Genomic DNA, 13,445 nt, shown 5'->3' on the forward strand with positions numbered 1-13,445 from the left:
TCTGACCGCATTCCCCCCTACCGTGAGGTCCATGGCCACCACCACGCCGGACTCGCGCACCCTCAACCGCACGCTCCTTGCCAGGCAGCTCCTGCTGGACCGGGCCGGAAGCGGGGCCGCGGAAGCCATCGCGCACCTGATCGGGATGCAGTCGCAGACACCCACCTCGCCGTATCCCGGGCTGTGGACGCGGCTCGCGGACTTCGACTTCGCCGAGCTGGGGCGGCTGCTCACCGACAGGCGACTGGTACGGCTGGTGCTGATGCGCAACACCGTCCACCTGGTGACCGTCGAGGACGCTCCGCTGCTGCGGTCGTGGCTGCGCGACATGCTCGAACGCCGGTTCCGCACCAGCCAGTGGGCCGCGGGCGTCAAGGACCTGAAGCGGCCCGAAGTGGTCGCGTACGGACGCGAGTTGCTGGCCGAGCGGCCGCGTACGGCCGAGGAGCTGCGTTCGCGGATGGGCGAGCGCTTCCCGGGCGGCGACCCGGCCTCGCTCGTCCAGGCGCTGCGGCTGTGGCTTCCGCTGGTCCAGCTCCCGCCACGCGGCGTGTGGGGCGCGGGCGGACGGACCGCGTACGGCCTGCTGGACGACTGGCTGGGCGAGGGGCCGGACGACCACGCCCCCGACCATGCCCCCCTCGTCCGCCGCTACCTGGCCGCCTTCGGCCCCGCCACCCCGGCCGACATGCAGAAGTGGTGCGGCCTGACCGGCCTGGGACGGGCCTTCGCGGCGCTGAACTTGCGCACGTACACCGCCGAGGACGGCCGGGTGCTGTACGACCTGCCGGACGCCGTCCTCACCGACCCGTCCGTCCCGGTGTCCGCCCGCTTCGTCGCCGACTTCGACAACCTCCTGCTGTCGCACGCCGACCGGACGCGTATCGTGCCCGAGCCGTACAGGGCCAGGGTGATGACCGCCAACGGGATCGTCCGCGGCACGATCCTGGTCGACGGGTTCGTCGGCGGCACCTGGCGGTTCGACCGCGCCAAGGGGACCGCCTCGGTCGTCGTCACCCCCTTCGCCCCGCTGCGGGCGCGGGACCGGGACGCGCTCGCCGAGGAAGGCGCGCGCCTGCTCGCGGCCTCCGACCCCGGGGCCGGCCACGACGTACGCTTCGACCCGGCCTGAGGCCGGTCCGGGGCGGGGGCCTGCGCCCGTCCGGGGCGGTCCCGGGCCGCTCGCCCGGTCGGTCCGACGGCGGTCAGTCCGACGGCGGGCAGGGCGTGGCCGAGGAGGCGGGGCGGGAGGACGGCGGGCGGGCGGTCAGGACCGGGTCGACCGTGACGTGGCGGGTGCCCAGGGGCTCGGCCATGCGGCGCAGCGCGGCCTCGGACAGGCGGATCCAGGGCTGGCAGGGCCCGAGGACGGAACGCAGCCGCCGGTCACTGGTGAACGCCACGGCGGTGCGGGTGCCGAAGGGCGTACGCCACAGCCGCAGCACCGTGCCCGCGGGCCCGCGCCTGACCGGCACGTACAGGGACCGCGTCCGTGTCGCCTCGGGCGCGGTGGTCGGGGAAGGCGGAAACGCGCCGATCAGGACCGCGGACCCGCCACCCGGCCCAGGCGCCGGCTCGCCGGCGTCCGGGGGCGGCGGGGAAGTGGCGGCGGCGGGGGTGGCGGTGGGTGGTGCGGGAGGCGGCGCGGGGTCGGGCCCGGGCGCGGGGGTGGCGGTGTCCGCGGCCGGCGGGGAGGTGCCGGCCGCCGCGGGTACGGCTCCCGGCGCGCCGGCGGAGGCGTCGGGTGCCTCGGGAACGTCGGGGACGGTGGCCGGCTGAGGCTGGCTCACGTGCATGGACCCACGGTAACCCGCCCGGGGAGCGGCGGTCCGCGGGGAGGTCACGCCCCGGCGGAGAGCTCCGCGAGCGCCGCGCCCACGGTGGCGACGGCTTCGGTGACGAGATCGGGGGTGTTCCCGGCGTAGCCGAGCACGAGACCGGGCGGGCCTGGACGCTGCCGGTGCCAGGACAGCGGGTGCACCTTGATCCCCCGATCGAGTGAAGCCGTGGCGAGGTCGAGATCGCGGAAGCCGCCCTCGGGGAAGGCGACGGTCAGATGCAGCCCGGCGGCCGCGCCGTGCACCACGGCACCCGGCAGATGGGCGGCGACGGCCGCCGTCATCGCGTCCCTGCGCCGCCGGTGCCGCTGTCGCAGCACCCGCAACTGCCGTTCCAGCGCCCCCGATTCCATCAGCCGGGCCAGCACGAGCTGCGGCAGCGCGGGATTGCCGAGGTCGGCGAAGCGTTTCGCCTCGACCAGGGCCTCGTGGTACGGCCGCGGCGCCAGCACCCAGCCGGTCCGCAGCGCGGGCGCGAGCACCTTGGAGACGCTGCCCGCGTAGCAGACCCGTTCGGGCAAGGCGGCCTTCAGGGCGGCCACGGGGGCGCGGTCGTAACGGTGCTCCGCGTCGTAGTCGTCCTCGACGATCAGCCCGCCGCCCGCGGCCCACTCCATCAGCTCCCGGCGGCGGGCGCCGCTGAGCACCACCCCGGTCGGGAACTGGTGCGCCGGGGTGACCAGGACGGCTCCCGCCCCGCAGGCCCGCAGGGCGTCCACCCGCAGGCCCTCGCCGTCCACGGGAACGGGCGGCGTGGCCCCCGCCACCCGCCGCAGGTGCTGGCGGGCGCCCAGCGAGCCGGGCTCCTCGACCGCGATCGCGCCGTGCCCGTACCCCGCCAGCACCTGCCCGAGGAGCGTGAGCGCCTGCGCGGTCCCCGAGACGACCACGACGTCCTCCGGGTCCGCCGCGATCCCGCGGTACCGGGCCAGCCAGTCCACCACCGCCCGCCGCAACTCGGGTGTCCCGCGCGGATCCCCGTACCCCAGGCTGCCGGCCCCCGTCGCGCCCAGCACCTCCCGTTCCGCGCGCAGCCACGCGGCCCGCGGGAACGCCCCCAGGTCGGGAACACCCGGCGAGAGGTCGATCCGCGCGGGCGCGGACCGCAGCGCCTCGAAGACCTCCGTCCCGGGCTCCGGCGTGAACAAGCCGGCCCCGGTCGGCACACGCGGGTACGGCGGTACGGGCGGTACGCAGGCGCGGCCCGCCGGCGGCCGCCCGCCCGCTCCGGGTTCCCGCAGGGGGGCGCGCCCGGCCGCGGGAGCGGCCACCACCACCGTGCCCGCGCGGCCCCGGCCCGCCACGTGACCGTCGTCGGCCAGGCGCCGGTACGCCTCGGTCACCGCGCCGCGCGAGACGCGCAGTTCGGCGGCGAGCACCCTGGACGGCGGAAGGCGCGACCCGACCGCAATCCGCCCGTCCGCGATGGCCTGCCGCATACGGGCTGCCAGCCAGCCGGAAAGACCGCCGCGCGGAGCCTCCTGCGCCCGCAACTGGAGGAAGTCCGCCCCGCCGTCCCCGGCCGTCCCCGCGCCGGGGACGTCCCGCCGCGCGTCCCCGGGCGCCCGTCCGGCGCCCTCCCCGCTCCCGTCCTCGCGCGAGCCGTCCGGGCCGGTCCGGCTCCCGTCCTCGCGCGGGCTCCGGGCGTCCGCCCGGCTCGCGGGAGGCCGGCTCGCGGGAGGCCGGTCCGCGCCCGCACCCGCCCGGCCCGCGTCCCCGGCCGTTTCGGTCCAGTCGGTACCGCCACTTTTGGACCTGTCCACCGGACCATTGTCGGCCCCAGGCTGGGCCGCATGACCACGCACCCCGCCCCAGCCGACCGCACCCCCGCACATTCCGCCCTCACCGGTCGCGCCCTCACCGATTCCGCCGTCACCGATTCGCCCCCGGCCGGTTCCGCTCCCGCCGCTTCCACCGCCGCCCCGTACGTGCACGGCTACTCCGAGCGCGAGAGCCGGCGCCTGGCCGACCAGGCCGACACGCTCGCCGCGCTGCTCCACGAGGGAACGGCGTATCCGCCGGGGAGCCGGGTGCTGGAGGCCGGGTGCGGGGTGGGCGCGCAGACCGCGCACCTGGTGGCGGCGAGTCCGGGGGCGCGTGTCGTGGCCGTGGACATGGACGCCGAGTCGCTGGCCAGGGCCAGGACTCGGCTGGGCGGGCGGGGGTCCGCCGGGGGCGGCGGCGTGGAGTGGTACCGGGCCGACGTCCGCCGGCTCCCGTTCCCCGACGACCACTTCGACCACGTCTTCGTCTGTTTCCTGCTGGAGCACCTCGCCGCTCCGGCCGGCGCGCTGGCGGAGCTGCGGCGGGTGCTGCGGCCCGGCGGGACGATCACCGTGATCGAGGGGGACCACGGCTCCGCGTTCTTCCATCCGGCCGGTGCCTACGCCGAGGCGGTGATCGGCCACCAGGTCCGCCTGCAGGCGGCGGCCGGCGGCAACGCGCTGATGGGCCGTCAGGTCGTACCGCTGCTGGCCGCCGCGGGCTTCACGCGGCTGCGGGCCGAGCCCCGTACGGTCTGCGCCGACCGCAGCCGGCCCGCGCTGGCGGAGGGCTTCACCCGGCTGACGTTCACCCCGATGGTCGCCGCGGTGCGCGAGGAGGCGCTCGCCGCGGGCCTGAGCACGGCCGCCGACTTCGACCGGGGCATCGCCGAGCTGTATCGCACCGCCGAGGAGGACGGCACCTTCCAGTACACGTTCCTCAAGGCGACCGCCGTGAAGCCGGGGGCCGGGGAGTCCGGCGGACCTCAGCGGTAGTTCAGCTCGGACAGTTCGCGGGCGATCCGGTGGCGGAAGGCCGGCACCCGGCCCAGGACCGGCAGCACCGCGTTGCGGGCGGTGCGGGCCGGTCCCGGCGCCATCGTCGCCATGCGGGTGAGCCGGTCGGTGAAGGCCACCACCCGCTTGGCGACCGGCCGCCGCAGGGGTCCGTACGACTCGGGACGGCCCTCGGCGATGGCCCGGCCGAGGGCGTAGGCGTCCTGGATGCCGACGTTCATGCCCTGGCCGCCCGCCGGGCTGTGCACGTGCGCCGCGTCACCGGCCAGCAGCAGGCGCCCGGCCTGGTAGGAGTCGGCGACGCGGTGGTGGACCCGGAACCGGGAGCTCCACACCACCGAGTCCACCCGGCCCTGGCCGGGCAGCCGGGTGTCGAACAGTCGCTGCATGTAGTGGCGGTCGGGCTCGGACGGCACGGTGGCGGGGTCCGCCGCCGCCACGACGCGGATCCGGTCGTCGGGCAGCGGGGCCACGACGACCATCCCGTCGGGGTGCAGGTTGAGCGACACCTCGGCGCGGCCGGGCAGCCAGTCCATGCGCAGGTCGGCCAGGACGAAGGACGCCTCGTAGGCGCTGCCGGTGAAGCCGACGCCGGCCGCCTCGCGTACGACGCTGTGCATGCCGTCGGTGCCGATCGCGTACTTGGCCCGCAGCGTGGCGCCGTCCGCGGTGGTGAGGGTGACGCCGTCCGGGTCCTGCACGACCCCCGTGACCTCGTACGGCCGGTGGACGTCGCCGCCGAGCTCCCGCAGCCGCTCCCGCAGCACGGCCTCGGTGTCGCACTGCGGGACCATCAGGACGTACGGGTGCGGGGTCGGCAGCTTCTCGAAGGACAGGCGGACCAGCGCGCGGCTGCCCTCGCGCAGGGCGAAGCGGTCCAACCGCAGGCCCTGTTCGAGCAGGGGCTTCGAGACGCCGAGACTGTCCATGACCTCCAGGGTGCGGGCGTGGATGACGGCGGCCCGCGAGGTGTTGGCGCCCTCGGCGAGCTTGTCGAGCAGCACGAAGTCCACCCCGGCCTCGGCGAGCGTGACGGCCAGCGCGAGGCCGGTGGGGCCCGCGCCGACGATGGCCACGGTGCACTCGGCGGGAAGATCGGGGACGGCGGGGAGGGCATCAAGGGCGGGGAGGGCGGCGAGGTCGTGGGCGGGGCGAGCGGTCATGGCGGTCTCCTCCGTTAGGGGCCAACGCGTGTTGGCCAACGCTCGTTGACTATCGTGCGCCGTGCGCGCTGGTGTGTCAACGGTTGTTGGCCTACAGTTGTTGGCATGAAGGCCGACCCCATGGACCGCCCCGCCGGAGACCCCACCGGAAGCCCGACCGGACACCCGGCCGCCGACCGGCCCCGCCGTACCGCGGAGGCCACGAAGGCGGCCATCCTCGGCGCCGCGCGCACCCGGTTCGCCCGGCAGGGCTACGAGCGCACCACCATCCGCGGTGTCGCGGCCGACGCGGGCATCGACGCCTCGATGGTCATGCGGTATTTCGGCAGCAAGGAGCAGCTCTTCGACGCCGCTCTCGACGTCGACCTCAACCTGCCCGACCTGCGCGGCGTCCCCGCCGACCGGCTGCCCGCCCTGCTCGTCCGGCACTTCCTGTCCCGCTGGGAGGGCGAGCCGCCCGACGAGGCCCTCGCCGTCCTGCTGCGCTCGGCGGTCACCAACGACCAGGCCGCCGCCCGGATGCGGGACATCTTCGCCCGGCAGGTCGCCCCCGCGCTCGGCGCCGTGATGTCCGGCCCCGACGCCCCGGCCCGGGCCGCCCTCGTCGCCGCGCAGCTCCTGGGCCTGCTGCTGTCCCGCAACCTCGTGCGCTTCCCGGCCGCGGCCGGCCTGACCCCGGACGAGATCGAGCGGCTCTACGCGCCCGCGCTCGCGGCCGTCCTGACCGGCTGAGCGGCCGTCCTGACCGGCTGACGGGACGCGGTCCGGCGGCCGGCCGGAACAGCCGCGGCCACCGGAGAACCCGGGCCCGGCCCGGAACCGCCCGCGTTCAGCTCCGAGGAGCCGGGCGGGCGCCGCGGCCGGTGGCCGCGAAGTCGTAGACGACCTGGGTGAGGGACTGGGAGACCTCCCACAGGCGGACGGCGGTCGGACGGTCGCGGGCGTTGTCCTTGGGGACGAGGACGGCCGGCGAGCCGCGCATGCCCGAGCGGCTGCCCGGGCCGAGGAAGACGCCGCCGGGGAGGTCGGGCAGGGCCGCCGCGCACAGCAGGGGGACGGCGCCCTGGGCGGGGCTGACGGCGACGAGTGTGTTGGGGACGGTCATCAGCAGGCGGACCGGGGCGGACCGGCCGGTGAGGGTGAGGGAGGTGGCGGCGAAGCCGGGGTGGGCGGCGTACGCCCGCAGGGGCAGCCCCGCGGCGGCGGCCCGCCGGTCGAGCTCGGCGGTGAACAGCAGGTTCGCGAGCTTGGAGGTCCCGTACGCGCGCAGCCTGCGGTACCGCCGCCGTGACTGCAGGTCGTGGAAGTCCAGCCGCCCCAGGGAGTGCAGGTCGCTGCTGACGGTGACCACCCGCGCCGCGGTGGCCGCGGCCAGCGCGGGCATCAGCCGCCCGGTCAGCGCGAAGTGCCCGAGGTGGTTCGTGCCGAACTGCGACTCGAAGCCGTCGGCCGTGGTCCGGTACGGCGGCGCCATGATCCCCGCGTTGTTGACCAGCACGTCCAGCGCCGGATAGGCGTCGAGGAAGCCGTCGGCGAACCGGCGTACGGACGCCAGGTCCGCGAGGTCGAGCCGCCGCACCTCCACCCGGGACCGCGGTGCCGCCTGCATGATCGAGGCGGCCGCCGCCTTGCCCCGCGCCGGGCTGCGTACCGCGAGCACCACGTCGGCCCCGGCCCTGGCCAGTTCCCTGGCCGTGCACAGGCCGAGCCCGGTGTTCGCCCCGGTGACCACCGCCAGCCGCCCGGTCATGTCGGGCATCCGGTGCGCGCCCCAGCCTTCCGGCACGGCGAAGCGCGTGCTGAAGGGCGCGGCTTCCATGCCGGCGGCGCCGGAGGGGCCGGCGGGGTCGCCGGCGGGATTGTCGGACGGCATGTCGGCCTCTCGTGTACGTGTCCGGTGGGGCGTGGCCCGGGGCCACGCCTTCGGTGGCCGGGAAGCGCGCTGAGCAGTCGTGCACGGCTGACGAGCTGACGAGTTGTCCTGATCCTCACGGTCGCCCACCGGCTGAGGCGGTGTCAAGGAACGTCCGGCGGCACTGCGACAGGGCGACGACAAAGGTCTGTCGGCATTGCCCCGCCTCAGCAACTCCAGCGGGGCGTCGGCTCGGCGACCGACCGGACGCCGGACGCGTCCTCGTACTCCAGCCGCCAGAAGAAGGCGGGCGCGCGCAGCCACGGCAGCGAGCTCGCGGGGTCGAGCCGTACGCAGTGCCGCATGTACGCGTGGACCCCGACCGTGGCGGTCCGGCCCGGCGCGAGGCCGTCCAGTTCGCACCACAGGTCGGCCGGTGAACCCGGGCCGAGCCGCCCCAGGCAGCGCCCGTCGGGGGAACCCGCCGGGTCGCCCTCGGCGCCGTCGTCGATCAGCACCCGCACCCGCCGGGCCGCGGCCGTACCGGTGTTGGCGACGGTGAGCACGAAGTCGGCGTTCCGACCCGCCCGGGCGCGCGCGTCGAGCGGGGTGACCCGCGCGCTGAGGACGGCGGGGGTGCCCGCGGCCGGCGGGCCGCCCGGCAGTGATCCCGGCGCGAGCCCCGGCAGCAGGCCCAGGCAGCACAGCAGGCGCGGGAGGGTGCGGACGGGGAGGTTCATGGCGGGCGCCGCCTTCCGGGTGACTGCCGGACCGGGGTCCTTGAAGGGTGCCGCGCCGCACGGCCCGCCACGGCGTGACGCGGCGGTGCCGCACCGCCAAAAGCACCCGCATGCCCGGTTCCGTACGATCGCCGGGTGGAACTGCGCCAGCTCAGGTACTTCGTGACCGTCGCCGAGGAGCTGCACTTCGGGCGGGCCGCGGAGCGGCTGCACATCGTGCAGTCGGCGGTCAGCCAGCAGGTGCGGCGCCTGGAGCGGGAACTGGGCACGGACCTGTTCGACCGGTCCCCGCGCCACGTCCGCCTCACCCCGGCCGGCACCCGCTTCCTGCCCGAGGCGCGGGCCGTGCTCGCGGCCGAGGACCGGGCCCGCGCGGCGGTCGCGGAGTTCGCCGGCGCCCGGACCCGTACGCTGCGGCTGGGCACCAGCACCGGCCTGGGCAGCCACCTCGACCGCGTCCTGGACGCCTTCACCGCCCTCGCCCCGGACGTGGCGGTGGAACTCGTCTCGGCCGCCACCCGCGACCGTCTCGCGCAGGTCGCCTCGGGCGCGCTGGACGCGGCCTTCGTACGGGGCAGGGCGCGCCGCGAGCCGTCCTCTCCCGGGACCGGGTCCGAGCCCGGCGGCCCCGGTTCCGACCTCGACCTCGGCGTCGATGTCGAGGGTGTGCGCGTCCTGCCGCTGTGGCCGGACCCGCTGGTCGCCGTCCTGCCCGCACGCCATCCCCTGGCGGTGGGGCCGGACGTGGAACTGCGCGATCTGGCCGCGCTGCCGCTGCGCCTGGTCGCCCGGCGGGTCAACCCGCCGCTGGTCGACCTGGTGGTGAACGCGTGCCATGACGCCGGGTTCGAGCCCGTGCCCGGGCTGTCCGGCGGCTCGCTGCACGACAGCCTGGCCGCGATCGGCGCGGGCACCGCCGTGTGGACGGTCGTCTACGCCTCGCAGGCCGACCGGCTCAACGTCCCCCGGGTCGCCTTCCTGCCCCTGCGCGGCGCGGGCCTGGCGCTGACCACCGGCCTCGCGGTGGCCCGCGGCGGAACGTCCCCGGCGGTACGCGCGCTGCTGCGCGCCTGCCGGGCCGCCGCCGACCGCTGACTTCTTCCCGCCGCGGCCATCTCGATCCGTGATCGCTGCCCTCGCGGACTGCTTCTTGGTCCGGGCCGCCGCGCGCGGTGGACTGTGAACGCAACCCCACGGCGGGCCGGAAGGACCGGAGGAACCGCCGCTGACAAGGGAGTTCGTCATGCCGATCGTGACCGTCCAGCAGGGTCCGCGCACCGTCGAGCTGAAGCGGGAGCTGGTCCGCAGGATCACCGACGCCTTCGTGGACGCCTACCGGATCCCGGCCGAGACCGTGCAGGTCTGGATCCACGAGGTCCCCGCCGACAGCTGGGGCGCGGCCGGCACACTCGTGGCCGACAAGTAGCCGGTGGCCGCCGGCGGCGCGAAGCCGCCCTGCCGGGGCGCGCGGGGGCGCGCCGGCAGGGCGGCTGTGGCGGGGGCCGGTGGCGGCCGGGTGTCCCGTCCCCACGATGACCCGGCTTCCGGCCCCCATGGCCCCGGGGCCGCTTCCGCTCGGAGCGGCACCGGGGCGTACCGGGGCAGGAGGGACGGCCGTCACATGTGGACGGGCTGCACGCCCTCCTCGGCGGGCTGGACGCGGCCCCTGCGGTACATCGCCAGGGCCAGCAGCGCGCCGACCGCGAAGAAGGCGGCCGACCACCAGTAGGCGGTGGAGTAGCTGTGCAGTTGGGCCTGCGCCACGACCCCGGGGGAGGGGCGCCTGCCGGACAGGTAGTGGGTGGCGGCGCTCGCGGCCAGCGTGTTCAGCAGCGCGGTGCCGATCGAACCGCCCACCTGCTGCATGGTGTTCACCGCTGCCGAGGCCACGCCCGCGTCGTCCGCGCCGATCCCGTCGGTGGCCACGCTCATCGCGGCCGGCATCACCAGGCCCAGGCCGAAGCCGATGACGATCAGCGGCGGCAGCACGTCGGCGGCGTAGGTGCTGTGCAGACCGAGCGCGGTCAGCCAGGCCATGCCACCGGCGGCCATGGCCATGCCCAGGGGCACGATCGGCTTCGGGCCGAGCCTGGGCAGCAGCCAGTTGGTGACGAGCTGGGCGGCGACCATCAGCGCGCCGATCATCGGCAGGAAGCCCAGACCGGTGCTGACCGGGTTGTAGTGCAGCGAGAGCTGCAGGTAGTAGGTCAGGAAGAGGAAGACGCCGAACATCCCGGCGCCGGAGATCGCCAGTATGGCGAACGAGGCGCCGCGGTTGCGGTCGAGCAGCACGCGCAGCGGCAGGAGCGGGTGCGCGGCGCGGGTCTGCCACCAGCCGAAGGCGGCCACCAGAGCCACGCCGCCGAGCAGGAAGCCCCAGGTCATCGGGGAGCCCCAGTGGTGGGTCTCGGCGTTGGAGAATCCGTAGACCACGCCGAACAGGCCGGTGGTGACCAGCACGGTGCCCGGCAGGTCCAGCTTGGGCCGCTCGGCCGGGACGCCCCTGCGCAGGAAGACCAGGCCGCCGGCGAAGGCCACGACGGCGAAGACCAGGTTGACGTAGAGGGTCCAGCGCCAGCTCAGGTGCTCGGTGAGCACGCCGCCGAGCAGCAGGCCGATGCCGCCGCCCGCGCCCGCGATGGCGCCGTAGATGCCGAACGCCTTGGCGCGCTCCTTGGCGTCGGTGAAGGTCACGTTGAGCAGGGACAGCGCGGCCGGTGCGAGCAGCGCGCCGAACAGGCCCTGCAGGGCGCGGCCGGAGACCAGCACCTCGAAGTTCTGCGCGGCGCCGGCCAGCGCGGAGGCGCCCGCGAAGCCCACGACGCCGACCAGGAACACGATCTTGCGGCCGATCAGGTCCGCCAGCCGCCCGCCGAGCAGCAGCAGGCTGCCGAAGGCGAGGGAGTACGCGGTGACGATCCACTGCCGGTTGCCGTCGCTGAAGCCGAGGGCGTGCTGGGCGGAGGGGAGGGCGATGTTCACGACGGTCGCGTCGAGGACGACCATCAGCTGGGCTATGGCGATGACGCCGAGCACCCACCAGCGGTGACCGGGCTTCTCGGCGCCGGCGGCCGGTTCGCTCCGCCCGGGCCGGGCGGCCGGCAGATCGGGCGCGGTGCGGGCCTCGCCGACCCGCTGCCCGGTGGTGGACTGAGACATGGGACGCGCTCCTGGGGTGGGACGGGGTACGTGTGCTGCCGTCAATGAACGAAACGGTTTCGTACTCCACTGACGGTAGGGGCTCCCGTATCGAAACGCAAACGTTTCGCTGGGTGCCGGGGTGTGCGTCTCCTCACACCCCGGCCGACCCGCCGGACCAGTGCTCCCGGCTGCTGCTTTCCCGGCGGCCGGGCGGCTCAGGAGTCCGCGCGGCCGGTGACCGCCACGGCCACGCCGAGGCCGATCATCGCCAGGCCCCCCGTACCGCCCACCGCCGACAGGCGGCGGGGGGACTTCGCGAACCAGGAGCGGGCGGCCGACGCGCCCACCGCCCACATGCTGTCGCAGGCCAGCGCGATCACCGTGAACACCAGCGCCAGCAGCAGCATCTGCTCGTGCACCCGCCCCGCCCCGCGGTCCACGAACTGCGGCAGCACGGCCGCGAAGAACACCATCGTCTTGGGGTTGGTCACGCCGACCACGAACCCCTCCCACAGCACCCGCAGATCACGCGGCCCTTCGCGGTCCGCCGCCCCGCCGTCCCCCGCCGGCACCTCGCCCAGGCCCAGTTCGCTCCGGTGCCGCCACGCCCTCACCCCGAGGAACACCAGATACGCCGCGCCCGCCAGCTTCAGCGCCACGAACACCGCCACCGAGCGCGCGACCACCTCGCCGAGCCCCACCGACACCAGCGCGGCCAGCACGTAGGCGCCGGCCGCGTTGCCCACTACGCTGCCCAGCGCGACCCGGCGCCCGTGCGCCAGCGCCCGGCCCAGTACGAACAGCACACTCGGGCCGGGAATCAGCACCAGCACGAGTGACATCGCCGCGAACCCCAGCACCCGGTCGACGGACATGCGCTCCACCCTTCTTCCCCACCCGGTCCCGACGTGCCGGCGAGCGTATCCCCGGCCCGCGGGCCGGCGCCGCCGAATATCCGGGCGGCCGTCCGCCTACGGCGCCACGCGCACGTGCCGGTCCGAGGAGAGGCGGGGTACGGGCGTCAGGGAAGCGGGGCCGGTCTCAGGGGAGCAGGCCCGCGCGGCGGGCCGCGACGACGGCTTCGAGGCGGGTGTGCGCGCCGAGCTTGCGCATCGCCGAGCGCAGATAGCTCTTGACCGTCTCCGGGCGCAGCCGCAGCCGGGTCGCGGCCGCGGAATTGGTGGCGCCGGAGGCGATCGCCGACAGCACGTCGAGTTCGCGCGGGGTCAGATGGGCCGGCGCGGGGGAGTGGACGGGCGGGCGGGGCGCGTCGTGCTTGGGCGCCGCCGCGGCGGCCAGCCGGGCACAGGCGGTCAGCAACTCCTGCCGCAGGTGCGCGTCGGGAATACGGGTGGCCAGCGTGCGCAGTTCCGCGTGCGTCTCGCGGACCTCCTCCCAGGCCCGGGGGTCCGCCGTGAGCGGCTGCTGGGCGTAGGACAGCAGCCGGTGCGCCTCGTCGCGCACGGCCAGCGCCTGCTCCAGTTCGCGGGCGGCGTCCAGGGCCACGGTCAGCGGGCGGTCGCCCAGCGAGTACGGCACCCGCAGCGCCCCGTACAGCACTCCGCGCACCCGGCGGTGGACCACGATCGGGACCGCGAGCACCGACCGCAGGCCCTCGCACGCGACCGCGGGGTCGTACTCGTGGCTGATCACCCGCGAGGAGGCGTAGTCGGTGACCGAGTACGGCCGGGCCATCGCCATGGTCTTGCCGCCCAGCCCGTTACCGGTCGTGATGGCGAGCCCCCGCAGCGACTCGGTGGCCGTCCCCGACAGCTCGGTGATCCTGAACTGCCGCGCGGGGTGGCCGAGATCGCTCGGCAGCAGGCCGCCGAAGGCCACCGGGAGCAACCCTGACCTGCGCATCCGCAGCAGAGCCGCCCGCATCTCGATGGCATCGCCGCGCGCGCCGTCCACCACCACACCTCCTCACC

General features: G+C 75.8%; 13 protein-coding genes. 5 read left to right on the forward strand and 8 right to left on the reverse strand.

Annotated elements, in window-relative coordinates; translation table 11 throughout:
* Positions 1–31 precede the first annotated feature (31 nt).
* On the forward strand, positions 32–1,132 hold the full coding sequence (locus K7G61_RS07905) for a winged helix DNA-binding domain-containing protein (RefSeq protein WP_225845965.1): 1,101 nt from the start codon (positions 32–34) through the stop codon (positions 1,130–1,132).
* A gap of 73 nt (positions 1,133–1,205) precedes the next feature.
* Here K7G61_RS07905 and K7G61_RS36895 read toward each other — a convergent pair whose 3' ends face one another.
* Together K7G61_RS36895 and K7G61_RS07915 are read right to left on the reverse strand one after the other, a co-directional pair.
* Positions 1,206–1,796, reverse strand: coding sequence for an SAV_915 family protein (locus K7G61_RS36895; protein WP_308190602.1), 591 nt, complete (start codon positions 1,794–1,796; stop codon positions 1,206–1,208).
* A 44-nt stretch (positions 1,797–1,840) separates the two neighbouring features.
* Positions 1,841–3,601 (reverse strand): PLP-dependent aminotransferase family protein, encoded by a 1,761-nt coding sequence (locus K7G61_RS07915; RefSeq protein WP_374204084.1) that lies wholly within the window; start codon positions 3,599–3,601, stop codon positions 1,841–1,843.
* Positions 3,602–3,631: 30 nt separating this feature from the next.
* On the opposite strand from K7G61_RS07915, the gene K7G61_RS07920 reads away from it, so the two are divergent.
* Positions 3,632–4,597 carry a methyltransferase domain-containing protein gene (locus tag K7G61_RS07920; RefSeq protein ID WP_225845966.1) on the forward strand — a complete coding sequence of 322 codons (966 nt, stop codon included), beginning with the start codon at positions 3,632–3,634 and terminating at the stop codon, positions 4,595–4,597.
* Here the strand turns inward: K7G61_RS07920 and K7G61_RS07925 are convergent.
* Complete coding sequence (locus K7G61_RS07925) at positions 4,588–5,781, reverse strand: NAD(P)/FAD-dependent oxidoreductase (RefSeq protein ID WP_225845967.1); 1,194 nt, start codon at positions 5,779–5,781, stop codon at positions 4,588–4,590. The two genes, K7G61_RS07920 and K7G61_RS07925, sit on opposite strands and share 10 nt — an antisense overlap.
* A gap of 105 nt (positions 5,782–5,886) precedes the next feature.
* Here K7G61_RS07925 and K7G61_RS07930 point away from each other — a divergent pair, with 105 nt between their 5' ends.
* On the forward strand, positions 5,887–6,513 hold the full coding sequence (locus K7G61_RS07930) for a TetR/AcrR family transcriptional regulator (RefSeq protein WP_225845968.1): 627 nt from the start codon (positions 5,887–5,889) through the stop codon (positions 6,511–6,513).
* A 97-nt stretch (positions 6,514–6,610) separates the two neighbouring features.
* On the opposite strand, the gene K7G61_RS07935 is transcribed toward K7G61_RS07930, so the two are convergent.
* Positions 6,611–7,654, reverse strand: a complete 1,044-nt coding sequence (locus K7G61_RS07935; protein WP_225845969.1) for an oxidoreductase — start codon at positions 7,652–7,654, stop codon at positions 6,611–6,613.
* A gap of 206 nt (positions 7,655–7,860) precedes the next feature.
* Positions 7,861–8,373 (reverse strand): hypothetical protein, encoded by a 513-nt coding sequence (locus K7G61_RS07940; RefSeq protein WP_225845970.1) that lies wholly within the window; start codon positions 8,371–8,373, stop codon positions 7,861–7,863.
* 135 nt (positions 8,374–8,508) lie between these two features.
* On the opposite strand from K7G61_RS07940, the gene K7G61_RS07945 reads away from it, so the two are divergent.
* Together K7G61_RS07945 and dmpI are read left to right on the forward strand one after the other, a co-directional pair.
* Entirely contained in the window at positions 8,509–9,468 is a 960-nt protein-coding gene (locus K7G61_RS07945; RefSeq protein ID WP_225845971.1) for a LysR family transcriptional regulator, read from the forward strand.
* 148 nt (positions 9,469–9,616) lie between these two features.
* Positions 9,617–9,799, forward strand: coding sequence for a 4-oxalocrotonate tautomerase DmpI (dmpI, locus tag K7G61_RS07950; RefSeq protein WP_225845972.1), 183 nt, complete (start codon positions 9,617–9,619; stop codon positions 9,797–9,799).
* A 191-nt stretch (positions 9,800–9,990) separates the two neighbouring features.
* Here the strand turns inward: dmpI and K7G61_RS07955 are convergent, their stop codons facing one another.
* From K7G61_RS07955 to K7G61_RS07965, 3 genes are all read right to left on the reverse strand, one after another.
* Positions 9,991–11,532 carry an MFS transporter gene (locus K7G61_RS07955; protein WP_225845973.1) on the reverse strand — a complete coding sequence of 514 codons (1,542 nt, stop codon included), beginning with the start codon at positions 11,530–11,532 and terminating at the stop codon, positions 9,991–9,993.
* 197 nt (positions 11,533–11,729) lie between these two features.
* Positions 11,730–12,389, reverse strand: coding sequence for a LysE family translocator (locus K7G61_RS07960; protein WP_225845974.1), 660 nt, complete (start codon positions 12,387–12,389; stop codon positions 11,730–11,732).
* Between the two features lie 166 nt (positions 12,390–12,555).
* Positions 12,556–13,398 carry a LuxR C-terminal-related transcriptional regulator gene (locus K7G61_RS07965; RefSeq protein WP_225846103.1) on the reverse strand — a complete coding sequence of 281 codons (843 nt, stop codon included), beginning with the start codon at positions 13,396–13,398 and terminating at the stop codon, positions 12,556–12,558.
* Positions 13,399–13,445: the final 47 nt, after the last annotated feature.

This window comes from Streptomyces sp. HPF1205 (genome assembly GCF_020400825.1).
In the GTDB taxonomy this organism is placed as follows: Bacteria; Actinomycetota; Actinomycetes; order Streptomycetales; family Streptomycetaceae; genus Actinacidiphila.